This window comes from Nocardia ignorata NBRC 108230 (assembly GCF_001612905.1).
Lineage (GTDB): Bacteria > Actinomycetota > Actinomycetes > Mycobacteriales > Mycobacteriaceae > Nocardia > Nocardia ignorata.
The window spans coordinates 14302-38087 of sequence record NZ_BDBI01000026.1 but is presented as its reverse complement, the minus strand read 5'-3'; the positions used below and the strand labels follow the sequence as shown (position 1 = coordinate 38087).

General features: G+C 69.6%; 22 protein-coding genes. 5 read left to right on the top strand and 17 right to left on the bottom strand.

Annotation, left to right across the window (positions count from 1 at the left end):
- The first annotated feature begins 56 nt into the window (after window positions 1–56).
- From NI2_RS21850 to NI2_RS21840, 3 genes are read left to right on the top strand one after another with little or no spacing between them, the layout of a single operon-like run.
- Window positions 57–2246, top strand: coding sequence for an MMPL family transporter (locus NI2_RS21850; protein WP_067493542.1), 2190 nt, complete (start codon window positions 57–59; stop codon window positions 2244–2246).
- Between the two features lies 1 nt (window position 2247).
- A complete protein-coding gene (locus NI2_RS21845) occupies window positions 2248–3810 on the top strand; it encodes a glycosyltransferase family 39 protein (protein WP_067493540.1) in 1563 nt (520 codons plus the stop codon).
- Between the two features lie 8 nt (window positions 3811–3818).
- Entirely contained in the window at window positions 3819–4886 is a 1068-nt protein-coding gene (locus NI2_RS21840; protein ID WP_243749686.1) for an alpha/beta hydrolase, read from the top strand.
- Between the two features lie 3 nt (window positions 4887–4889).
- Here the strand turns inward: NI2_RS21840 and NI2_RS21835 are convergent, their stop codons facing one another.
- The gene (locus NI2_RS21835) at window positions 4890–5534 is read right to left on the bottom strand and encodes a hypothetical protein (protein WP_067493536.1); all 645 of its coding nucleotides are present in this window, start codon (window positions 5532–5534) and stop codon (window positions 4890–4892) included.
- A gap of 76 nt (window positions 5535–5610) precedes the next feature.
- Window positions 5611–6885 carry a histidine--tRNA ligase gene (gene hisS / locus NI2_RS21830; RefSeq protein WP_067493827.1) on the bottom strand — a complete coding sequence of 425 codons (1275 nt, stop codon included), beginning with the start codon at window positions 6883–6885 and terminating at the stop codon, window positions 5611–5613.
- A gap of 85 nt (window positions 6886–6970) precedes the next feature.
- On the opposite strand from hisS, the gene NI2_RS21825 reads away from it, so the two are divergent.
- Window positions 6971–7867 carry a peptidylprolyl isomerase gene (locus NI2_RS21825; RefSeq protein ID WP_067493534.1) on the top strand — a complete coding sequence of 299 codons (897 nt, stop codon included), beginning with the start codon at window positions 6971–6973 and terminating at the stop codon, window positions 7865–7867.
- A gap of 106 nt (window positions 7868–7973) precedes the next feature.
- Window positions 7974–8531: a hypothetical protein gene (locus NI2_RS21820; protein WP_067493532.1), complete on the top strand. Its 558-nt coding sequence runs from the start codon at window positions 7974–7976 to the stop codon at window positions 8529–8531.
- Between the two features lie 37 nt (window positions 8532–8568).
- On the opposite strand, the gene NI2_RS21815 is transcribed toward NI2_RS21820, so the two are convergent.
- The 15 genes from NI2_RS21815 to NI2_RS21745 all read right to left on the bottom strand — a co-directional run bounded on the left by NI2_RS21815 (window position 8569) and on the right by NI2_RS21745 (window position 23781).
- The gene (locus NI2_RS21815; protein WP_084476598.1) at window positions 8569–8988 is read right to left on the bottom strand and encodes a DUF4913 domain-containing protein; all 420 of its coding nucleotides are present in this window, start codon (window positions 8986–8988) and stop codon (window positions 8569–8571) included.
- Window positions 8985–10823: a type IV secretory system conjugative DNA transfer family protein gene (locus tag NI2_RS21810; protein ID WP_067493530.1), complete on the bottom strand. Its 1839-nt coding sequence runs from the start codon at window positions 10821–10823 to the stop codon at window positions 8985–8987. Before NI2_RS21810 ends, NI2_RS21815 begins: the two co-directional genes overlap by 4 nt.
- 35 nt (window positions 10824–10858) lie before the next feature.
- Window positions 10859–11440: a hypothetical protein gene (locus tag NI2_RS21805; protein WP_243749687.1), complete on the bottom strand. Its 582-nt coding sequence runs from the start codon at window positions 11438–11440 to the stop codon at window positions 10859–10861.
- Complete coding sequence (locus tag NI2_RS21800; protein ID WP_067493525.1) at window positions 11437–13086, bottom strand: peptidoglycan DD-metalloendopeptidase family protein; 1650 nt, start codon at window positions 13084–13086, stop codon at window positions 11437–11439. The genes NI2_RS21805 and NI2_RS21800 overlap by 4 nt, the downstream gene beginning before the upstream one ends.
- A gap of 61 nt (window positions 13087–13147) precedes the next feature.
- Window positions 13148–13456, bottom strand: a complete 309-nt coding sequence (locus NI2_RS21795) for a transposase (protein ID WP_067493524.1) — start codon at window positions 13454–13456, stop codon at window positions 13148–13150.
- Window positions 13453–15879 (bottom strand): hypothetical protein, encoded by a 2427-nt coding sequence (locus NI2_RS21790; protein WP_084476597.1) that lies wholly within the window; start codon window positions 15877–15879, stop codon window positions 13453–13455. Before NI2_RS21790 ends, NI2_RS21795 begins: the two co-directional genes overlap by 4 nt.
- 7 nt (window positions 15880–15886) lie before the next feature.
- Window positions 15887–17383 carry an SCO6880 family protein gene (locus NI2_RS21785; protein ID WP_067493522.1) on the bottom strand — a complete coding sequence of 499 codons (1497 nt, stop codon included), beginning with the start codon at window positions 17381–17383 and terminating at the stop codon, window positions 15887–15889.
- Entirely contained in the window at window positions 17380–18783 is a 1404-nt protein-coding gene (locus NI2_RS21780) for a hypothetical protein (protein ID WP_255284032.1), read from the bottom strand. The genes NI2_RS21785 and NI2_RS21780 overlap by 4 nt, the downstream gene beginning before the upstream one ends.
- A 53-nt stretch (window positions 18784–18836) precedes the next feature.
- Complete coding sequence (locus tag NI2_RS21775) at window positions 18837–19652, bottom strand: DUF8175 domain-containg protein (RefSeq protein ID WP_067493520.1); 816 nt, start codon at window positions 19650–19652, stop codon at window positions 18837–18839.
- Complete coding sequence (locus NI2_RS21770) at window positions 19649–20254, bottom strand: DUF8175 domain-containg protein (protein ID WP_067493518.1); 606 nt, start codon at window positions 20252–20254, stop codon at window positions 19649–19651. Before NI2_RS21770 ends, NI2_RS21775 begins: the two co-directional genes overlap by 4 nt.
- Window positions 20255–20279: 25 nt before the next feature.
- Window positions 20280–20534 (bottom strand): hypothetical protein, encoded by a 255-nt coding sequence (locus NI2_RS21765; protein ID WP_067493516.1) that lies wholly within the window; start codon window positions 20532–20534, stop codon window positions 20280–20282.
- A complete protein-coding gene (locus tag NI2_RS21760) occupies window positions 20534–20827 on the bottom strand; it encodes a hypothetical protein (protein ID WP_067493819.1) in 294 nt (97 codons plus the stop codon). Before NI2_RS21760 ends, NI2_RS21765 begins: the two co-directional genes overlap by 1 nt.
- A gap of 94 nt (window positions 20828–20921) precedes the next feature.
- A complete protein-coding gene (locus NI2_RS21755; protein ID WP_067493514.1) occupies window positions 20922–21572 on the bottom strand; it encodes a hypothetical protein in 651 nt (216 codons plus the stop codon).
- Window positions 21569–22423, bottom strand: coding sequence for a MinD/ParA family ATP-binding protein (locus NI2_RS21750; RefSeq protein WP_067493512.1), 855 nt, complete (start codon window positions 22421–22423; stop codon window positions 21569–21571). The genes NI2_RS21755 and NI2_RS21750 overlap by 4 nt, the downstream gene beginning before the upstream one ends.
- A gap of 11 nt (window positions 22424–22434) precedes the next feature.
- On the bottom strand, window positions 22435–23781 hold the full coding sequence (locus NI2_RS21745; protein WP_067493510.1) for a DUF8176 domain-containing protein: 1347 nt from the start codon (window positions 23779–23781) through the stop codon (window positions 22435–22437).
- Window positions 23782–23786 lie beyond the last annotated feature (5 nt).

Below are 23786 nucleotides of genomic sequence, written 5' to 3'. Positions count from 1 at the left end.
AGTCGCTCGACAATGACAAGTTCGACGCCATCGCGAAATGTCGTTGGGAGCCGGATGTGTACGCCGAATTGAGGCAGTGGGGCGATACCGTCGTGCGGCGCAGGTACGCCGTCATCGTGACGGTGGTCGCGGGGTTGCTGGCGCTGGGAGCCCATGGTCTCGGCCTCGGCGCCGACCTGAGCTCGAGCGGGTTCGACGATCCTTCCTCCGAGGGGGTGCGCGCGGCGCACGTGCGCGACAACGCCTTCGGGCGCGATCACAGCTCGGATCTGCTGCTGGTGTTCCGCGCACCGGACGGCACGACCATCGACGACCCCGCCTTCGCCGCCACCGTCGTGGCGGGGCTCAACGACCTGCCGCAGCGGTTCCCCGACCGGATCGACCGGGTCAACGGCGCGTACTGGCCGACCGATACCGGGATGGCGTTGCCCGAGGTGTTCGGCTCGCCGGCGCGCGACAAGGCGTTCGCCTCGATCGCCGTCAAGGGCCTGAACCCCACCGAGCAGGGCCGCAACTATCGGGCGATCGCCGATGAGCTCACGATTCCCGGGGTCCGGATGGAGGTTGCGGGCGGGCAGCCGGTCGCCGCCGCGTTGAACGACACGATGGTCGAAGACCAGCGGCGGGTAGAACTGTTCGCCGTGCCCGTCGTGGCGGTGCTGCTGTTCTTCGTGTTCGGTGGGGTCGTCGCCGCCGCGCTGCCGCTGATCGTCGGTGGGCTGACCATGCTCGGCGCCTGGGGTCTGCTGCGCCTGCTCACCACCGTGACCGAGGTGAATTCCTTTGTGTCGCCGGTGGTCTCGATGATCGGGCTCGGCTTGGCCATCGACTACGGGCTGTTCGTGCTCAGCCGGTTCCGGGAAGAACTGGCCGAGGGCCGGTCGGTGGAGGACGCGGTGCGCAACAGCGTGTCCACCGCGGGGCGCACGGTGCTGTTCTCGGCGCTGATCGTGGTGGTCGCGGCGGCGGGCATCCTGGTGTTCCCCCAGGGTCTGCTCCGCTCGTTCGCCTACGGCGCGATGATCACCATCACGCTGGCCGCGCTGACCTCCATCTCGCTGCTGCCCGCGATGCTCGCCGTGCTCGGCAGGCGGGTCGACCGGTTCGGTGTCGACTGGTTCCGCAAGCCGGTCGCCCGCGACCCCGGCAACGCCTGGGGCAGGCTGGCCGCCGCGGTGATGAGACGCCCGCTCGCGGTGGCGGTTCCGGTCTGTCTGGGTCTGCTGGTGCTGATCTTCCCGATTCAGCACCTGGCCTTCGGATCCATCAACGAGAAATTCCTGCCGCCGACCCACCCCACCCGGCTGGCCCAGCAGCATTTCGACGAATCGTTCCCACTGCGCCAGATCGACCCGATCGACCTGGTCATCGTCACCTTCGATCCTGGGACCGCCGATGTCGTGCGCGCCGACGCGAACCGGGCCCCCGGCCTGGCCGCGCCGTTCGCCGAACCGATGCGGTCACCGTTCCAGCCCCAGGTGCTCACCACCGGCACCGTGCTGGCCGAAGCCGCCGATGCCGAGGCGACGATCGAGTACCTGCGATCGATGCCGCTGCCGCCGGGCACCACACTGCTGGTGGGTGGTCAGCCCGCCGTCGAGAAGGACAGCATCGACGCGCTGGTGACGCGGATGCCGCTGATGATCGCGTTCGTCTTCCTGGCCAGCACGCTGTTGCTGGCGCTGACTTTCGGCTCGGTGGTGTTGCCGTTGAAGGCCGCGGCGCTGAACCTGCTCGGGCTCGGTGCCACCCTCGGTGTCCTCACCTGGGTGTTCATCGAGGGCCACGGTGCGGGCGTGTTCGGTTTCACGCCACAACCCGTCATGGCGCTGGTTCTGGTGATCATCGTGTCGGTGATCTACGGCCTGTCCACCGATTACGAGGTGTTCCTGCTCTCGCGCATCGTCGAGGCCAGGGCAGCGGGCGCGTCCACCACCGAGGCGGTGCGGGCCGGGGTCGCCGGAACCGGGCGGATCATCACCGCCGCCGCGCTGATCCTGCTGGTGGTGACCGGCGCGTTCGCGCTGTCGGAGCTGCTGATGATGCAGTACATCGCCTTCGGGATGGTCACGGCGCTGCTGATCGACGCGACCGTGCTGCGGTTGGTGCTGGTGCCCGCGTCCATGCGGTTGCTCGGTGACGCCTGCTGGTGGGCGCCGCGCTGGTCGACCCGGCACCGACCCCAGTCCGAATCCGATTCCCCCACATCCGTTCCCGCACCGGTTGCCGTCCGCGAACGGGACTGACATGAACCTCCGCAGCCTCGACGCACCCGCGCCGACCGTCGGCGCACTGCCTGCCTTCGCCTGGCGGGAGGTGTCGGTGGTCGCGGCCGTGGCGGGGACACTGTTCCTGATCCATCTCGACCGCTACCGCATCGGCGGTGACGAGCTGTATTTCCTTGCGGCCGGGCGGCATCCGTCGGTGAGTTATGCCGATCAGGGGCCGCTGATTCCGTTGCTGGCCGCACTGTCGGATCAGCTGGCGCCGGGTTCGGTCCTGGCATTGCGCTTGCCCGCGTTGCTGTTCACGGTGGCGGCCGTCGTGCTCAGCGCGGTGATGGTGCGGGAGTTCGGTGGCGGACGACTCCCCCAGACCGTCGCCGCGCTGGCCTACGCGACCACCCCGATGGCGGTGATGCAGTCGGCGATGCTGAGCACCTTCGCCCTCGACATCACGCTCACGGCGGTGCTCGCGTGGCTACTGATCAGGTGGGAGCGCACACGCGCGGACGGGCTGTTGATCGCCGCGGGTGCCGTGGCCGCGCTCGACTTCCAGGTGAAGTGGCTGATTCCGATCATCTGGGCGGTGCTCGCGTTCGGTGTCGCGGTGTTCGGCCCGCGCGAGATGCTGCGGCGGCCCGCGTACTGGGTCGGCTCGGCGCTGTTGGTCGGCTCGGCGGTGCCGATTCTGTGGTGGCAGCACAGCAACGGCTGGCCGCAGCTGTCCATGGGCGCGGTCGTGCGCGACGAACAGCTCGCCACGGCCGGGATGCTCGCGGCGCCCTGGACGATGATCCAGGTCACCGGGGCGGGTGGGTTGCTGCTGCTCGCGGGGATGTGGGCGGGGCTGCGCTCGCCACGATTCCGGCCGTATCGGTTTCTGATCCCGATGATCGCGATCGGGCTGAGCGGTGTGGTGCTCGCGGGCCTTCGGCCCTACTTCGTGGCCGGGGCCTTTCCCGGCCTGTTCGCCACCGGCGCGGTGTATCTGGCGGACCGGGGGCTGTCTCGCCGGGAACTGGTGTTCGGCGGGGCGGTCGCCGGGCTGTCCACGACGATCTGTGTCGCCCTCGTGCTCGCCCTGCCCCGGCCGGAATCGGCGCTGCGGACGGCCACCGAGGACTACGCCCAGATCCATTCGCGCAGTGTGCTGTTCGGGCCGAGCGGCTGGGACGACCTGGTCGGCTCGGTGCGGCGAGCCTACGAGCAACTGCCGCCGCAGCAGCGCGCCGGTCTGGTGATCGTGACCCAGAACTATTGGCAGGCAGCGGCACTCGAGCACTACCGACCCGCGGCCGGTCTGCCCGAGGTGTACAGCCCCAATCGGGGCTACGGCTACTTCGGCGCACCACCGGACAGCGCGACCACGGTGCTGTACGTCGGGGTGGACGGCCCGGAGACGGGTCTGCGCACCGGTTTCGCGAGCACCGTCCCACTCACCCGCCTCGACGGACCGCTGGGCTTCCCCGGTGTGAACCGTGGTGTGGCGGTGTGGCTGTGCACCGGACCGAGCCGGGCCTGGTCGGCGCTGTGGCCAGACGCCAAAGAGCTGCGCCTGGTCGACGGAACGACAAGACACGCGCGATGAACGGAGCGATGACAGTGCTGTATTCGATGCTGCGACGGCTCGTCCTGTCGGTGGTGCTGGCCGCCGCGGGCCTCCCCGTCGCCGTGGCCGCGCAGGCGGCGCCGGACCTGGTAGCCGCCCGTGCCATGGACGCGGCCCGGCCCGCTCCGAACGGGTCGTTCGCGGTGGCCGCCGCGGCGAACGGCCCCGGCCGGGTGATCGACCTGACGGTGCACTCGGCGGCCATGAACCGCCCAGTCACGGTCGCGGTGATTCCGGCGGCCGATCCCGAAGCACCCGCCGGTGCGCTGTATCTGATCAACGGTGTCGACGGCGGCACCGACACCCCGGACTGGCGCGAGGGCAGCAACTGGTTCACCAAAACCGATGCCCTGGACTTCTTCGTGGGCAAGCAGGCCACCGTCGTGATGCCGATCGGCGGCGCGGGCACTTTCTACACCGACTGGCAGTCCGACGACCCCGGCACCGGCCGCAACCGGTGGCTCACCTTCCTCACCACCGAACTGCCGCCGATCATCGACTCCGCCTTTCACGGCACCGGCCGCGACGCCGTCGCGGGGCTGTCGATGGCCAGTTCGGCGGTGTTCCGGATGGCACAGGAAGCCCCGCGACGTTTCCGGATGGTCGGCTCCTTCAGCGGGTGCGTCCAGACCAGCAATCCGGCAGGTCAGGCGATGGTCGCCTCGATCGTCACCGCGCGCCGCGGCAATCCGCTGAACATGTGGGGACCGCCCACCGACCCGGCCTGGGTCGCCAACGACGTGGCACTCAATGCCGAGCGGCTGCGTGGGGTGGGGGTGTATGTGAGCACGGGCAACGGCATGCCCGGCCCGCTGGACACCCTCGACGGCCCTGGCATCGGGAACAGTCCGCTCAAACTGATCGATCAGCTGGTGATCGGCGGCGTGCTCGACGGGATCACCGTGGTGTGCACCGAGCTGCTGCGTGACCGGCTCGCCGCACTCGGCATCCCCGCCGACTTCGACTTCCGTCCGGCGGGCACGCATTCCTGGGGTTACTGGGAACAGGACATGCACACCTACTGGGAGCGCGTCGCCCCGCTGCTCGAGCCGTAGGGCTCAGACCAGTTCGGCCACTTGCGAATCCGTCAACACCACCGGCGACACGGAGTCCTGAGCGCGGACCAGGCGGACGCCGCGATACAGCGGTCGTTCCTCGAGCCCGGCATCGCGCGCCTCGGCCCGCAACTGGGCGACCAGCACTTCGGAGATGGCGACCGCGGCCACCAGTGGCGCCGAGGCCAGCGCGTCCGCCAGTTTGCGCAGCCCGAGCAGGTGCAGCTCGCGGCCGCTGCCCGCATCGGTGTACATGGCCAGCGGCACCAGCTGGGTTTCCTGGCCCGCCGTCACGCGCAGCACGATGCGGCTGAGCCGGCCGGGGAACACCAGCAGTTGCGCACCCGAGGTGCCGGCGAGGTCGATCCGACGCTCACCGACGAGGCGATGAGCGTGGATCACGGTGCCGTCCAACCACATCCGCCTGCGCTGGAACGCCATCGCGTACGCGAGCGTGGGGACCGCGACGATCAGGCCGAGCAGGACGGCGTAGCCCCAGCTCAACCAGATCGAGGTCACCAGCATCACCACGACGCCGACGGCGAACGCGCCGAGCGAGAGCTTGCGCAGCATCGGGGCGAAAACCTCGGGTGCGACCAGGTCGATGCCGATCGGTTCCGTCGCCGGTCGCCCGGAATCCCCGCTCACCACAGTCCCTCTCACCGCCGCCGGCCCGCCCGGCGTGGGGCGCGGTCAGATTACCGCGCCCCGTGCACGCCGTCTGCTAGCGGCCGAGACCCGCTCGCAGAACCCCGACGACCTCGCCGAGCGGCACCTGGCGTTGGTCGCCGGTGGCCATCTCCTTGACGCCGATCTCGTTGGTCTCGAGATCGCGGTCGCCCAGGACCAGCGTGAACTTCGCGCCGGACCGGTCGGCACCCTTCATGGCCCCCTTCATGCCGCGCCCACCGTAGGCCAGGTCGACGCTGATGCCCGCGCCACGCAGCTCACCGGCCAGCGTGACCATCCGCGCCTTGGCCGCGTCACCGAGGGCGACGCCGTAGACCTGGCAGCGCGCCGGATCGGCGGCCGACTTGCCCTCGGCCGCCAGCGCCAGCACGGTCCGGTCGACACCGATACCGAAACCGATACCCGACAGCGGCTGCCCGCCGAGCTCGGCCATCAGCCCGTCGTAGCGCCCGCCACCACCGATACCCGACTGGGCACCGAGCTGGTCGTGCACGAACTCGAAGGTGGTCTTGGTGTAGTAGTCCAGGCCGCGAACCATGCGCGGGTTCACCACGTACGGCACGCCGAGCGCGTCGAGGTGGGCGAGCACCTGGTCGAAGTGGGCCTTGGCCGACTCCGACAGGTGGTCGATCATCAGTGGCGCGTCGGCGGTGAGTTCGCGGACCTCCGGACGCTTGTCGTCGAGCACACGCAGCGGGTTGATCTCGGCGCGGCGGCGGGTCTCCTCGTCCAACGGCAGGTTGAACAGGAACTGCTGCAACAACTCTCGGTACTGCGGGCGGCAGGTCTCGTCGCCGAGGGAGGTGATCTCAAGACGGAAACCGTCCAGACCGAGCGCCCGGAAACCGGCGTCGGCGACGGCGATCACCTCGGCGTCGAGCGCCGGATCGTCCACCCCGATAGCCTCGATACCCACCTGCTGCAGCTGCCGGTACCGACCGGCCTGCGGCCGCTCGTACCGGAAGAACGGTCCCGCGTAGCACAGCTTGATCGGCAGCTGACCGCTCTTGTCGAGACCGTGCTCGATCACCGCCCGCATCACGCCCGCGGTGCCCTCGGGCCGCAGGGTGAAGCTCTCCCCCTTGCGATCGGTGAAGGTCCACATCTCCTTGCTGACCACGTCGGTCGACTCGCCGACACCCCTGGCGAACAGGGCGGTCAGCTCGAAGATCGGCAGCTCGATGTGCCCGTACCCGGCCAGTCGGGCGGCATGAACCAACCCGTCGCGCACGGCGACGAACTCGGCCGAACCGGGCGGCACGTAATCCGGAACCCCCTTCGGGGCACTGAAGCTGCTGGTCTTGGTCACGATCACCCAGTTTTCCCCACGGGCGCCCTCCGCGTCCAACCGGTTACCCTCTAGGCGAACCTGACGACACGGGAGGAACGCGGTAGTGCCGAGTAACGAACAGCGACGGGCGGCGGCCAAGCGCAAGCTGGAGCGCCAGCTGGCACGACGGGCCGAGCAGGAGAAGAAGCGTAAGCGCCTGACGATCGCCGGGTCGGTGCTCGGCGTGATCGTGGTCGCGGCCGCGGGCGTCGGGGTGTACTTCCTCACCAAGGGCGACGACTCGCCGTCGGCGAGCGCCGAGTCGTCGTCGGCGGTGCCGACGACCACGTTCGTCAACACGCCGCTCGACCTACCCGCACCGCCACCGCCTGCCCCCAAGCCCGCGACGGTCGACTGCTCGTACCCGGCCGACGCCGAGCCGCCCGCCAAGCCGGTGACGGCGCCCGCGGTGACCTCGGTGGCCACCGGCGGTCCCGAGGTGAAACTGTCGATCGACTCCACCCAGGGCCCGATCGGCCTGTCGCTGAACAGCGCGCAGGCGCCGTGCTCGGTGAACTCGCTCGTGAGCCTGGCCCAGCAGGGCTACTTCGACAAGACCAGCTGCCACCGCATCGTGGCCAGCCCCGGTTTCGGCATCCTGCAGTGCGGTGACCCGACGGCCACCGGCTCGGGCGGCCCCGGCTACAGCTTCGACAACGAGTACCCCACCGATCTGTACCCGAACGGTGACCCGGCGCTGAGTCAGCCGGTGAACTACAAGCGCGGCGTGATCGCCATGGCCAACGCGGGTATCTCCCCCGAGGGCAAGGGCACCAACGGCAGCCAGTTCTTCCTCGTCTTCGGCGACACCGAACTGCCCCCGAAGTACACCATTCTCGGCACCATCGACGAGGCGGGCCTGGCCACCTTGGACAAGGTCGCGGGCGCGGGCGTCGAGGGTGGCGCCCAGGACGGCGGCCCGGCGATGCCGATCTCGTTCAACACCGTCAAGGTGGGCTGACACCCCAGCTACCACGACACGGGCCGGACGCCTCGGAGTCCGGCCCGTTCGTCGTTTTCAGGGTAGGCTCAGATGTCCACTTCCACAGCGGCATCGGGGAGCAGTCATGGCGGAACTCGACGACATCGGCAGCGAAACGGCGGCGATGATGCGCACCATGCTGCAGATGGCCACCCTGGTCGCCCTCAAGTCGCGCGAACACGGCCAGAAAGAGGCCGAGTCCCGCGCCAAGGCGATCGAGGCGAAGATGAAGGAAGCGCGCGAACTGCAGATTCGCGAGGCGCGCGATCTGAAAGCCAAGGACCCGCGCAATATCGAGCTCAAGCAGATGATGACGATGGGTCAGACCAAGACGCAGGAGAAGGGTCTGTCGTTGCAGAAGGACCCGTCGTCTCCGTTCGCCGCGAGTTCAACGACCGCGACGGCGACCAAGGGCGTGGAAGCGCCGCAGCTCGGGTACGACTCGGCCGAACGCCGCGCGGCCATCGCCGCGCATCTGCAGCGGGCCGGTGTGGCACCGGAATTGAGCCAGGTGCGGATGCTCGTGGAGATGAGCCAGGGCATTTCGCCCGAGGAAGCGCTGCGGTTGCGCGATGCGCCGACCCGCCACGTGGGTACTCGTGAGCGCGGGATCGAGTCGCGCGGGATCGAGCGCGGCCGCTGATCCGGGGCGGGTTACCGCCCCGGACCGTCGACACGGTTCACGACGCGAAGGGGTCGCCCTTCTCCCACGCGCTGCGCGGAACGTGGGCGAACTGCTGATCGTCCGTCGGGTTCTCCACCGGCAACGATTTCAGCATCTCCTTGTGCCCGTTGCGGACACTGCAGTACTTGAACGGCCCACGCGGATCGAACAGTTTCGTCATGTGCGGGTCGGCGTGGTCGAGAAACCACACGCTCAGGCCCGTGCCGCCCTTCTGCCGGTAGTACTCCCATGCCTGCCACAGCGCGAGCAGACGCACGGCGGCCTCGGGGTGGCGCCACCATTCCGGGCACCACACCGTGTCGCTGATATCGGTGACCTGCCGCCGATAGATCTCACTGAGATACTCGTTCACGAACGACACCAGATCGGCGTAGGCGTAGTCCTGCGTCTCCGGATTCGATTCCTGGTCGTTCACAGCGGCTTGACCTCCTCGATTTCACCGATCTCGTCCGGTGGCGGATTGTTCTTCGACAGTGATGCCGGCGGCTGGGCGCTGAGCACCAGATCGTCGATGCGGGTCTTGCGGGTGGGGTCGTTGTCGTCGATCGAGCGCCGGACCGCCTCGTTGTATTCCGATTCCCACCACGGCACGGTGCGCACCAGCACCGCGGGCTGACCGGAAGTGAACACCACGGCCCGGCCACGCGGCAGGGTGGCCAGGCCCTGGGCGGTGAAGGTTACCGACGAGCTGAGCGAGCGCGAGTAGCTCTTGCTGTTGCCCGACTGCGACACCGACGCCGAGATGGAGTCGTACTCACCGATCGCCTCGGACCGGTCACGCAGGAACGCCATGTCGTCGACACCGCTGCCGAGCACCTTGATGTTGGCGGCCGACCACAGCGCGTTCATCCCGTCCTCGCCCCAGCAGCGCGCACCCTGCGCCCACGACTGCAGCACCGTCATCACGACGATCCCGCGCGAACCGAAGTGGCTGTACTGCTTGGGCAGATCCTTCCAGCGCACCACGTTGGCTGCCTCGTCGAGGACGGCGAGCAGCGGGATCGGCAGGCGCCCACCCGACGACATGGCCGCCTTGCGCATGGCCACATCGATCACGGCCTCGGTGAGCGCGCTGACCAGTGGTGCCGCCGACCCACGACCTTCCAGCGACAGGCAGTACAGCGTGCCGTTGCGTTCGATGAACTCGAGTTCGTCGAACTGCAGGCGTTCGCCGCCACCACGGGTGATCCACGGGTGCACATTCGACAACTGCAGGCAGCGGATCATTTTCTTCGCCGTACCGAAAATGCCGCTCTTGGTGCGTTGTTCGGCGTTGTATTGCATGGCCAGACCGGCTGCGGTGAAGTCGTGGCCCGCGTTGCGCAGGTGCTGGATCGGTTCACTGTTCTGCGAGTCGGTGACCCACTCCCAGACCTGGGTGATCGGCCTGCCTGCGATCGCCGCGGCGAGGAACAGCCCGGCCAGCAAGTCCTCTGCCTCGGGGTCGAAGAAGCTGTCACCGGAGTCGGCGCCACCGGACTCGGCGTCGGCGAAATGCCCGGCCAGGCGGGCGGCACGCATCTCGCACCCCTCACGCCGGAAGTCGACCCAGGCCAGCGGATCCCAGAACCAAGTGGGCCGCTCACCGGCGACGCCCTGCGGGTCGAACACGAAGGTGGCGCTGCCCTTGGCTTCTCGAACGTTGCGGGTGGCGTCGACCACGTCACGCTTGTTGGAGGTGGCGAGCACCGGCCCGATGGCGGACAGGATCGCCGGGATCACCCGCGACGTCGATTTGCCCTGACGGGGACCCCAGATGTCGAGGTGCAGGTCTTCATAGGAGCCGTAGAGAGGCGTCCCGTCGGCCACGGCGACACCGATCGGCACGCCGGGCGCGTCGTTGGTGCCGAGCCGCACTCCGAGGTCCTTGGCCTTCTGCCGGACACCTTCCTCGGTGATCGAGGCGATCGCACTACCGGTGCCCATGTAGTCGGCCTTGTCGTCGATCGCCAGCCGACCCGCGACCGCCCGCTTCTTCATCTGCTTGCGGATGTAGAAGTACGCGAAGACCGCCGCGATCACCAGCAGCACGATCACCGTCGACGCGCGCGGCCAGTGCAGTTTGCCCCGGGCGAGGTCGGCCACCACCGCGATCGGGTTGGCCGGCACATTCTGCGGCTGCACCGCCAGGGCGTTGCCCAGGTGCAGGGCGGCGGCGAGGACGCCGAGCGTCGCGAAGCCGACCACGATCAGGATGAGCGTCGTGTCGGGCCCGACCGCGGCCGGGTCCTTCACCTTTTTCTTCGCCACGTGTGCCTCCTCGAGGACCTTGTCGGATATGGATCTCAGCGGAATCCGTCGAGGCGCCAGCCTTGCGGCGTCTGCACCACGGTCGCGATGACCGTGCTCGGCGGTAGGTCTTCGGTGCGCCCGTCCGGGTAGACGACGGTCTGCTCGATGCCGATCTTGAACTGCGTCACGGCCGGATCGGCGCTCGGCGGTGCCTTCTCCCCCGAGGCGAAGGTGAAAGCCGTCACCTCCGCCTTCGCCTTCGCCCAATCGGCCCATTGCAGCGACGGTTTCGGTGCCGCCGTGCCGGTCGGTGCGTCAAGCATACGTAACATGCTCGGCCCCAGCCATTTTCGCGCACGTGCCAGCGAATCACCGGGTTCCTCGGTGACCGGGTGCCAGGTGTACACCTCGCGCAACGCCACCACCGCTACCCCGTCGGGAGTGGTCGGGTCGACGGTGGCCGCGGCCTCGAGCAGCCGGGTGGTCGAACTCGCCTGGGGGCGCGCGGGATCGGCGTCGCCACCGCAGGCGACGAGCGCCGTACTCAGAAACGCCACGAGCATCACCGCCGGGGTCGTGCGGATTCGTGTTGTCTTCCACCAGGTTATCCCTGGTCGGGCCGCCCGTGTGGTCACACAACCCTCCTCGCCCGCGCGTCACCGGGCATCGCCACCTCGACGACGCCGCCGCCACTGCGTCCGCTCGGCGCGACCGCCTGGATCACCTGACCGTTGCCGGCGTAGATCCCCACCTGCGCCGGTCCCTGCGGACCGAAATCACTGAACACCAGGTCGCCCACCGAGATTCGTCCGAGCGGCACCTCCGTGCCCGCTTCCCACTGCTGTTCGGCGGTGCGCGGCAGGTCCACCTCGCCCGCCGTCGCCGCGAACACCGCCGCGGCCGTCAGACCGGGGGCGTCGAATCCGCCGCCGCTGGGCCCCTGCGGACCGCCACCACCCCACACGTACGGCACTCCGAGCCAGTCGTGGGCGGCCTCGGCGATCTGTGGTCCCTCGGCGCCGGGTTCGCGGGTGAACCGGCCCTGCGCGCCCGGTGCCCGGTACTGCGGTTCCATCGCCAGGATGTTGGTGACGTACGGCCGGGTCTCGGAGTAGTGCGCCGCATACCGATTCGGCATGCCGCCCGAGGACAGCACCGCGCCCTCACCGGCGTTGTAGCCGGCGAGGGTGAGGGCGGCCAGGTCGCCGGAGACCTTGCCCTGCGCGATCCAGCCCGCGATCTTGTGGGCGATGGCGCACATGTAGCGGGCCTGGCCGATGATGGCGTCGCCGTCGTCCCACACGCTGGCGGTGCCGTTGCCGTCGGCGTCGATGATGTAGGGCTGCCCGTCGTCGGGGTTGATACTCACCGCCGTGCCGGGCAGGAACTGGGCCAGGCCCTGCGCGCCTGCCGGTGAGGTGAGCCCGCGCCGGAAACCCGACTCCTGCTTGGCCTGCGCGGCCAGCAGCGAGGAGGAGATCTCCGGGCAGACGGTGCCCGCGCGCCGGTACCAGATCTCCAGCTCGGCGGGCACTTTCCCGTCGGCGAGCAGGCCGCCCGCGCTGCCGAATCCACGCACACAGCTCGGGTCGTTCGAAAAGGCGCGTGCCCCACCGACATCGGGGGTCGGCGCGCCGTCGAGCCACGGCATCGGGTCGATCTGGCGACCACCGGTGAAGCGACCACCCGGCACGATCTCGAAATGCAGGTGGGGGCCGCTCGATTCGCCCGCCGAACCGACCATGCCGATGGGCTGACCGGCGGTGACGGTGTCACCGGTGCGCACCTTCACGCCGTGATCCCACATGTGTCCGTAGACCGCGGAGTAGGCGCGGCCGTTGTAGTCGACCGAGTCGACGACGATCCAGTTCCCGAACCCCGACGCGGGCCCGGCGGCGACGACCCGGCCGTCGGACACCGAATAGATCGTGGTCCCGTCGGCGGCGGCCATGTCGATGCCCTTGTGCCCGCCGCCGCGGGAACCGAACACATCGGAGATGGTGAAGGTGCCGACCTCCATCGGCAGCGTGCGCCGCAGCGGCCCGACCCCGGCGGCCAGCGACGGTGTGCCGGTGACGGTCGCGTTCGTGGTCGTCGCCGCGGTGGTGGCGCCCGCGCGGGTGTCGGCGCCGAGTTCGGGCAGCGTCGGCGCCGAGGAGCCGACCAGCACGTCACCGGTCTCGCAGGTCTCGTCCGAGGACGGCAACACGATCACCAGCACCATGGCCACCAATCCGATGACCGCGCCGAAGACGCCGATGATCATCGAGCGGGCGTTCATCGGCCACCGCCCCGGGTTGCGCGCCGGGCGGCGAGGACAGGCTCGTCCGCCGCGGCGGTGTTCACGTGCGGCGCCGGGTTTCGTTGAGCGTGTCGGCGAGGGTGCGGTTCATCTCGGCGGCCGCGGCCAGCTGTTGCTGCAGCAGCACCACTTTGCGGCGCAACGCGGTGGCGTCCATCCGGTCCAGGCTCGGTCCCTCGGCCGCGCGCACCCAGTTGCGCACCGAGTTCGCGTGCACGCCGATCTGTTCGGCGACAACCCGGCACGCCTCGGACTCGCTGCGCAGCTTGTCCGTGAGCGCGATGACCTGCTCGACGGCGGCGTTGCGCACCTCGGGCGAGACGCGGCGGTAGGACCGGTGCGGCATCATGGTTGGTCCTCCTCCGGTGCCTGGCCTCTCGGGTGGTCGCCGAACTCGCTGAACCGCTGGTTCGTGTCGTGGATTCCGCTTTCTTTCTCCGACACCGTGAACTCCATGTGGAAGGGGATGCCGGGACGGCGATCCTCACCGATCTTCAGCAGAAACTTGCCGGTACCCGGCGGCGACGGCCGCTGCTGGCCCGGTTTGAGCGCCTCACCGGTGAGCGCCTGCGGCGCCGACCATCCGGTGACCATCTCCTGTTCGGCGGCCGTGAACGGCACCGTCGAATCCAGTCGCGAGATCTCTTCGGCGGGCAGGGCGCCGAAGATCTTGGCGCGGGCGCGTTCCAAGAAGCCGATGGCCTTGGCGATGGCGGCATCCGAACCCAGCGCCTGCAGGTCCTTGATGGTGTGGCTGATCATGATCAGCGCGGTCGCCAGACCACGTTGCAGACGGGTCAGCTCGTCGACGCGGTCGACCATGAAGTCGCCGAGCCCGAGCACCTGCCACAGCTCGTCCATCACCACCTGGAAGTAGCGCTGCGGGCCGAGTTTCGCGTCGGCGAGCACGTGTGCCGCCTCCACGGAGGCGAAGCCGTCGGCCCAGCAGGCCAGCATCACGGCGGCTTTGAGCTTCTTGTCGCCGGTGGGGATGTGGGACACGTCGATGCACACGGCGACGGCGCCGGTGTCGATGGGCACGCTGGTCTGGCCGTTGAAGATGGCGCCGAACGGGCCCTGGGTGAGCGCGCGCAGCGAGCGGCGCAGATGCTTGATGGCGTGGGCGTATTCGTCCTCGTCGTCGGCGCCCGCGTCCAGCATGAGTTCCGGTCCGCCCGCGACGATCACCTCGAGGAGGTTCTCCATGATCGGCGGTTTGTCCGGGGCGTAGCCGCTGCCCGGCTGGTACAGGATGCGAAGGGCGGTGGCGATGAGCGTTTCTTCGAAGTCCGCCACCCGAGCGCCGCGGACCAGTTCCACGAGACCCGCGATCAGGGTGACCTGGCGGGCGCGCAGATCCTGGAGCACCTGCAGTTGCAGCGCCGGGAATTCCTCCAGCCGCGGCACCACCGAGCCGAGCACACCGGCGGCGAGCGGGTTGAGTTTGCCGTGCCCGTAGCCGAGGTCGATGACCTGTCCGCCGACGAGTTCGACCATCTTGCGGTAGTCGGGTTTCACGTCGGCCAGGATCAGCGGGGTGATGCCCTGGGCGATGCCGCCGAGCACGATCCGGCGCACCAGCGAGGACTTACCGAAACCGTTGAGCCCCAGTACGAAAAGGCTCGGCGCGGTGATGAAACTGCCGCGCATGAACCAGTTCATCGGATCGAAGCACACCGGGGCGCCGGTGTGCAGATGCGAACCGAGCGGGGTGCCGATCAGCGGTGCGCCCGCGCCGACGGACCACGGCCACAGGCCCGCGACCTGCGCGGTGGTCGCCCGGTACTCCACGGGGCGGCCGACCACGTTCATCTTGCCGCCGCCCGCGCCCGAGTAGCCCCGGTCGGTCAATTCGGCGGTTGTACGGTCGAATCCGTCCTTGACGACGGCCTCGGTGCGAGCCTGGGCGTTGTTGCGGCGCAAGTCGTCGGTGTGGATGCGGAAGGTGGCCCAAGCCGCGCGCAGACCGGACTGTTCGCGCGCGATCATCTCGTAGCGGGCGCGGGTGGCGTCGTCGAGCAGCGGGGGGCCTTGACGGCGTTCGGGTTTGGCCTTCGACCGCGCCGAACGCCCCGCGCCCATGGCGCGGTCGGCGGCGTCGTCGGGGCGGATCGGACGCGCTGCCTTGGTGGGGCGCGCGACCTTGGCCGGACGCTGCTTCTTCAGCTTCGGGGGCTGCTTCGTCCTTCGCGGCGAATCTGGTTGTGGGCGTTCGTGTTCCAGTCGAGGCCCGTGGTCCTCGTCGCGCAGACCGCTGATCCGACGCCGCTCGGCGTCGCGACGCGGGTCACGGCCCCGCCGCTCCCCGGCTCCGCGCCGCCGCTCGCCGCGATCCCGGTCGCCGCCGCGCGTGCCCTCACGCATACGCAACTCGTCACCGCGCACACGTGGATCCGCACCGTGCCCACGCAGGTCGTCCCCGCGCCCACGCACATCGTCGCCGCGGCCACGGATCTCGTCATCCCGCCGCCCGCGCCCATCATCGGGGCGCGGTCGGCGCTGATCCGCGCCACGGGCTCGCTCGCGATCCGACCTAGTCGGATCCTCGCGCGACCTGCGCTCCCCCGCCGAACGTTCCTCACCCGCGCGGGAGCCCCGCGACGGGTCGTCGCGGTCGGTGCGCTCGTCGAGGCCGAGCACGTCGTCGCTCACGCGCGACGTGCTCCCCGCGGGGCGTGGCTCGCGTTCGCCGCGGATGCGTGGTGGCCGGTGGACCGGGCGCAACGCGATGTCGTCGCGGTCGCGCACCGGGGGTTCGTAGTCGCGTCCCATGATCGCCTCACCCCGCCAATGCCTTCGGAATGGTCGCGTGTTCGGGCAGGATCACACCGCAACCGAGAGAGGCCGCGAACGCCGCGGACTGGTACCGGTAGCACCGGCGGATCTTGAGGCGAGCCTGTGTCGACAGGTCGCGCGTGATGGCCTCGATGCGCGGCAGGTCACCGCGCAGCGGTTCGGTGATGGTCACCAGCGCGCCGAACCGGGTGACACCGTGACCGCGCGCCTGTTCCTCGCGCGCCTGCTGGGTCGCGCCGACGCGCAGCGTGGCCGCCGCCGACACCACACCGCGTTCGCTCTGCTGGGCGACGAGCGCGTTCTTGAAGTCGTCGTCGACGATCTCGGCGGCGTCGGCGGCCGAATGCGGCCGGTAGACGATCGCGATGCGTTTGCGTGGCACTTCGGGATTCGGCGCGAGCAACCGCTGCAGCACCCGTTCGTCCACGGCGCCTTCCGGTGCGGCGTCCATCTCCCAGGTCACCGAGCGGCCGCCGTCGTGGATGAAGTGGTCCCACTTCTCGTCGTAGGACACCGGGCCCGCGTCGTCCCAGCCGAGGCCGTGCCCGCCGGGGTCGGCGGCGGCCACCTCGAGGTCGGCCTGGGATGCCGGGTCGTAGCTGCGCCGGATGAAGGAGATGACCTCCTCGGCCGACATCGGCTGCGCCCGCACGCCCGCCTCGGCCAGTGCCGCACAGATACCGGGCAGCCGTCGCCCGATCTCCACAGCCTCTTCGGCCGGGTTCTTGCGGCGTTCGGCGGTGGTCGCCTTGAACGTGATCGCCACGCGCGGCAGCAGTTGCACACGCTCCTGCGGCAATTCGGTGGCCAGCTCGTACATCACCTGCTGGGCCAGATCGGGGGCTTCCGGCCGGGTGATCGTGGAGACCTCGTTGAGCAGGCGGTTACCGGTCTCGGGCACGGTGTCGATCACCGGGACCACCGCGACGATGTCGCTGGTCTGGCCCACCGACGCCAGGAACGTGCCCCAGGCGGCGACCCAGCGGTCGATCACCGGCTGGTCGACCGCCTCGTGACCCTGCGGCCAGGCGCGCAGCACCACCGTGTACTGCGCGAAGGCGGGCAGGTGGATCATCCCGAAGTGGTAGCCGCCCGCGTCGATGCCCTCGTAGAGCTTCGACGGGGCGAGCAGCCCCGGCAGTTTCGTGACGCCGCCGGGGATCCGGGAGAACCGGCCACCGCGGTACACGTGCTCGCCGTTGCGGCGCGAACGCATCCAGTTGAACATCATCAGTCCCGTCTCATAGCCCGAACGGCCCCCCGTCCGCCACACCAGCGGCACCATCACCAGCGCGCCGAGGCCGCCGACGATGAAACCCCATTTGAATCCGCCGACCATCGCACAGACCAGTGCCGTGATCACCACGACGAAACCGATGACGGTCTCTTCCCAGCGCAGGCCGAAAAGGCCGGCGCTGCGCGGTTTCTGCCACAGGCCGTAGGAGCGGCGCTCGTAGGTGTCGGTCGCGGAGGTGCTCATCGCGGAATCGTGCTCCTGCCGAGGTCGGGTGAACGGTTGGCCCAGCGGTCACCGGCCACGTCGCCGGCCCGTTCGTCGGCGCGGGCGGTGGAGGCCGCCGCGGCCCGGGCGGCGGCCATGTTGCGGGCCGCGCCCGAGGGCACCGATCCCGAACTGGCCGGTGGCGGCGCGGATCCGCCACCGCGGGGCGGCGGCGTGGGTCGTGGAGCGCCGCCGCGCTGGGCGGCCGCGCCACCGGCCCCGCCTGCCTGGTTGCCGAAATAGCCTGCCGTGCCGGGTGCCGCGACGGGTCGCGCGGCCACGGCCTTGGTGCCGACCGCGCCGAGCGCCATCGCACCGAGCGCCACACCACCCGTGGCGATCAGACCCGAGCCGCCGGTACCGACAGTGGCCACGGCGGGCGCGACCAGACGCATCAGCGCGGGCAGCACGAACGCCACGCTGCACAGCAGCACCAGCGCGACCAGCATCCGCTGGGCGTCCTCACCGCTGGGCAGCCCACCCGAGGCGGTGGTCTCGTCGGTATGCCCCGCCGTGGTGAACGCGATCATGTACACGATCGCCGCCACCGGTTTGAACAGCATGAACGCGATGATCCAGCCGACCAGTTTCTGATACGACTGCTTGCCGGTACTGGTCGCCGACGCCGCCGCGGCCAGCGGCAGCACACCCGCCGCGACCACGAGCAGACCTTGGCGCACGATGGCGAGCACGATCTGGGCGAGCGCGCCGAGCAGGCCGACGATCGCGATGATCAGCACCAGACCCGGCGAAAACGCTTGCAGCTTCGAGGTTTTCACCATCAGCTCGGCCATGTTCTTGGCGTTGCCGCCGGTGGCGTCGGCGATGATCCACTCGGAGAACTTGTCCGAGGCGCGCGTACCCGCCACGATCACCGCGCCGAGCATCCACGAACTGAACACCACGCGGGCGAACAGCCGGAACGACTCGGCGGCCTCGCTCACGGCCGCGCCGCGTCTGGCCTCGGCCAATCTGCCACCGGTGATGATGACCGAGGCGATCAACAGCAATATCTGGATCTGATACGTGTAGTCGTTGATCTTGGTGAACAACGCGCCCGAGTCGCTCACCGCCTCGTTGGGCACCTTCATCCAGAAGGTCAGGGCGAGGATCAGCGCCTCACCGAGACCCTTCATCAGCGAGTCGACCACCTTGCCGAAGGTGGAGTCCCACGCCTTGTCCTTGACCGCCGTCGCGGCATCACCCGGATGCGTGGCGGCATTGCCCGCCTTGCAGACCGCCGACGCGGCATCACCCAGCGAGACACCGGGAATGGCGACGCTGTCGAGCGTGTCGTGCAGTTCGTTGCACGCCTCGTCGAAGCCGTAGGTCTGACCGTAGGCCACGGTCGGGGTCGCGATCATCACGGTGAAGATCACCGCGAATATTGTGACGATCCGCCTCAGCATTGTCGGCACCCCTCGATGGTTGGTCACCATGTCGTCCACCCCGCCAGCGATTCCACGTATTCGGTCCGGTTGTTGGTGGTGGTCGACGGTTTCAGCCGCCAATCACCGTCGTCCCACACCACGATCAGCCGCATGGCCGCGTACAGCTGTTTACCGTCGACCACCGGACCGCGCGAGGCCAGTCGCACGATCGCCATGTCGTCGGCGTAGTCATCGATGCGGAAGGCGTCGGAGGCGACGAAGTAGCGCGTCACCTTCTCCGGCTGCTGCTCGGGCAGTTTGTCGGCGGCCAGCGCCGAGTCGTAGGCGGCCAGCTGGGTGGAACTCACCCGCAGCTGCGTCACGTACAGGTCGCGATCGGCGGGCCTGGCGTTGAGCCGGTAGGTGATCTGCGCGGCGGCCAGCGCGGCACCCTGCGGGGTGTGCGCGTAGCCCACGGCCAGCCCGGCCTCGATCCGTGACGGTCCGTCGGAGGTGGAGAACGGCACCGACGCGCCGTAGACCCGTTGCCATCCGTGCGGTTTCGTGGTGCCCGCGGGGGCGGCGGTGAGCCAGTCCGGGTCGTCGGGTGTGCGCCGCGTGCTCGGGTCCTGGGCCAGCGGTTGCCCGGCCGGGTTGTTGGGGACGTCGACGCGCCTGCCGAACAGGTCGACCTCCGGTTCGGCGAAGCCCGTACCGCCCGCCGCCTGCGGTGGCGGCGGACCGGCGTCGATCTCCCCCTCGCCGCTGCTGGTGAAGTACACGACCGCGCCGACGACCAGGATGAGGGCGAGCAGGGCACCGGAGGCGATCATGCCGAACGACGCGCGGTCGCGCGTCGACGCCTCCTTCTCGCTCACTGCGGTGCCTCCAATGTCACGATGTCGGGTGGTAATTCGTCGATCGCGTCGACGGGTCGGGTGGTGGACTCCGGGTCGGGTAAGCGCAGTCGCCAGTCTTGTCCGTACCAGCTCACCGCGGTGTGGTTCACCGCGCGGGAGCTGTCCGAGTACTCGGTGTAGACGTCCACACGGGCTTGCTCGTCACGGTATTCGGTGATTTTGTAACCCAACAATTTCGGCGCGTACTCGGGCGCGGCGGGCCCGGTGATCGACAGCTGCACCCGGTTGATCGCCCACTCGTCGCGTGCCGGTCCGGGGACGAGGCCCCGGTTGACGACGGTGGCCCAGTCGTCGTCGGGTGCCACCGACAGCCGGATGGTGTGGGTGAGTGCGGCCAGCCCCGCCCCGCGCGGTGAGTTCTCGAATCCGATTGCGGCGCCCTGCTGTAGCTGGGCGGGCCCCTGATCGGCGTGGGGCAGGGCGATGCCCTGGTAGTGCTGCCAGCGCACACCGGTCGGTGCCGAGGACAGATCGGGGCCCGCGTCCTGCTCACCGCAACCCGCTGCGGCGGTGAGCAGGGCGATACCGACCAGCACCGGTCGTGTCACTGTGGAATTCATGGTCGTGCCTTCGTCGTCCGCTGCCTCACGCCGGCAGGAATGCCAGCGCGATCGCCGACGCGGTGCTGGCGACCGCGGCGCCGATCAGGCTCATGAGCACACCGTGTGAGGCATCGTTGACGGCGAGGTCGCTGCGGAACGCGATCCACAGCCGACCCGCCGACAGGATCATCCAGGCCAGGCACGACAGCAGCACGAACCACAGCAGCCAGTTGAGCAACTGCATCAGCGGCGCGAGCACGTCGGCCGGGATCTGTTTGTAGGCGAGCACGGCGATCACTAACCGATGACCGCGTTCATGATCGTGCCCGCGCTGGTGGCGACGACACCGCCGATCATCGCGCCTGCGACCATCTTCGGCGACTCGAGGCCGCCGCCGGTCCAGCGCTCCCACGCGAACTTGCCGCCCGCGTAGGTGATGCCGCAGATACCCGACAGCAGCACGAACCAGGTGAGGTATCGCACCAGCTGCAGGATTTTCTCCGAGCCGGGGGGAGCTTCCGGGGTCGGGTTACCGACCTGGGCAAGCACGGTGCCGTACGTGTCCTGCACGGCGAGGAGGAGCATGCTCATCGGGTGCCTTTCTCCCACTGTAAAGGTGTTGTGCCACAAACACTTCGACGCCGACACACGTTTGTACACCACAGACGGCCGACGCGCCCGGCCGTCATGATCGACCCCGCTGCGCCGCCGAGGAGATCGGCGAACCGAGGCTTGTCCTGATGGCGGCGACCAGATCGGTTCCCAGCTCACCGATCTCGATCGGGACCTCTTCGAGCGGGTCCGGCCTGCGCTTGCGGGCCACCACCTCGTCGCCCGGGGACCACACCGGCAGTGCCTCGGATTCGACGAGAGTCCATTCCTCGAACCACGGCACCTGCCAGACGTGCCCGGCCAGCGAACCGACCACATCGCGGTAGCGGCGGATCTCGGCGGGCATCCGACCGGGCCGCGCGGCGACGGTGATCAGACCGAGCACCAGCGACGGTCCGGCCAGCCCCGCGTGATGCTGGCGCAGCAGATCGTGGGCACGGGTGAGTCCCGAGATGGTCTCGCGCGCGACGAGCACCACGTAGGGCGATTCCCGATCGAAGACACCCGGCCAGCGGCCACGGGCGTCCGCGGCGGGCGCGAGGACATGCGCGAGCGTGGTGGCGCCTGCCCCACCGTGCACGCCGAGCAACCAGACCAGCGGCGCCCGTCCCACCCCGGGGACCGGGCGCTCCCAGATCTTGGCGCGCAACGATTCAGGCGGCGCGACGACACCGGCGGGCGCGTCCGGTTCACGACGACGACGTAGATTCATGGCTGCCGTCATGATGCCACTCCCGCGAGCAAGCTCCCATATGCCGCACGCGTCGCCTCGGCGAGCTCGCTGTGGCGAACCAGTTCGCCGCGCGCCAGATGCGAGTCGTAGGGGATCTCGACGACCTCACGCACCCACCCCGACAAGTGCTCGCGCAAATGCTCCGCAACGCGCGAATCGTCCTGCGAATACTGGTGGGAGACAACGATGGTGGTGTCGGCCACGACTCCCGCGCCGTCGTCGCCGTAGTGGTCGTCGAGCCATTCCAGGGTCACCCGCAGCCGGTTGGCGGCGTCGACCCGGGCCGGAATCGTCAGGACGAGCGCGATATCGGCGTCGTCGAGCAGGGGGCGTAGTTGCCGTCCGGCAATCGGGTTGCCGCCGTCGTAGACGGCGGTGTAGCCACCGGCGTCCAATGCTCTGGCGACAGTGAGATATGTCGCGCGCCGCCGCAGCGGGGTCGCGTCGCGCCAGAGCAGCCCGAATCCGGAGGTGGACCGCGACAGGCAGTCCTCGATCGGGGCCGGTTCGTCGTCGCCGCGCCCGTAGACCCACGACTGCAGGTTCACCGGGTGCAGGTGTTTGTCGGCGCCGCGCAGGGCGAGGTCGCTGCCCGCGGCGGTGGCGTCGACGGCGACGGTCACCGCACCGTCGACCGCCGAGGCGGCGGCCAGGCCGAGAGTGGTTGTCGTGGTGCCCGCGCCGCCGCAGCCGCCGACGACGAGGATCGGCCTGCGTGCCCCGCCGGAACGCGCGCCGCCCCTGCGCCGCAACCGCACCACCGGAGCCGGATCACGCGCGAGGTCGTCCGACGGGTCCCCCTCGGGGGCCTCGTCGAGCCATCGGCTCCAGTCGTCTGTCATCGCCTTGCTCCTTACCCTGCCGCGATGCCCGCGATGAGCGTGCGATCGCCGACGCGCGTCGTTCGCACCAACTGCTTGGTGTAGGTGGCCGGCGCCCCCGCGGGCCGGAATTCGGTGACCTCAACGGTGTACCGCTCGGGGGCGATGGTGGTGATCCGCACGCAGTGCGTCGTGCCGACCGGAATGGAATCGATGCCGCGCTGGATCACCGCGGCCGAGGACACTTCGGCGTCGGGGGTGACAACCGCGCGCGCCTCGGCACCCGATCGGGTCACGTAGTAGGCGTACTGGAAGGCGAGCACCGCGTCGGGGCCGGAGCCCGTGCCGCCGGGTTCGGCGCTGCGGACCACGAGTTCGGTGCGTTCGGTCGGGCAGGCGCCGCCGGCGTCGGCGGTGAGGTTGCCCGCCGTGAAGTGCAGCGGGGTGGCCGGTTGCGCGGCGTGGGTGCTGCCGCGTCCGAACAGCAGGAACATCACACCGGTCGCGGCGACCACCAGCACCAGCACGGCGATCGCGAGCACGACCCACGAGCGGTTGCGCTGCCGGTCCCGGCGTTCACGCAGGGCGCCGGAGGGTTCGAGCACATGCGCTTCGTCGTAGTCGTCGGCGGCATCGGCCCACGGGAACTGGACGAGTTCGGCGTCGTAGTCGTCGTCGGGACCCGGCGCGTGTTCCACCCAGTCCGACCAGCCGCCGGTGAATTCGCTGCGCCGCGCGGCGTGTTCGGCCAGCGGCACGGGTTCGGGCACGTAGGGCCGCGTTTCCATGATCGGCGCCGGCTCGCGCTCCTCCGCGTAATAGTCGACGGCCGGTTCATCGCGGGGAGTCGTGTGGTCCGCGAGCGATTCGGAATCGTCCTCGGCGAAGCGCGCACGGTCCCGATCGGCGGCGACGAACGAGTCGCGCTCGCGCGTCCGGAATTCGGCGATCGGGGCGGGATGGTGCTCAGCGTGCCGATCCGGAGCAGGATCGTGCCCCTGCTGCCGGTCCTCGGTACGGGGCGTGGGGTCGAACCCGGCTCGGCGGTCCTCGGCACGCACCGGCGTTTCCTGCTCCGCCGAGCGCGGTGCCGGGTCGGCACCCGGGTCCGATTTCGTGAAGTCGCGGGCGGTGAAGTCCTCGGCGGAGGCTTCGTCGACTTCGGGGGCCGGCTTGGTCCAGGGCTGTCCGGAGCGCTCGACGGGCGTGGCCGGGTGGTCGGCCGTCGGGATGCGCTCGGGGCGCTGCGAATATCGGGCGGGGGCCTCGTCGTCGCCCGCCACCTGCTCGGTGGTGTCCTGGCGCGCAGGGTCGGCCGTGTCGGTTTCCGGCTCCAGCGCCGAGTACCAGCGCGACAGTTCGTTGTACGACTTCAACATTCCCC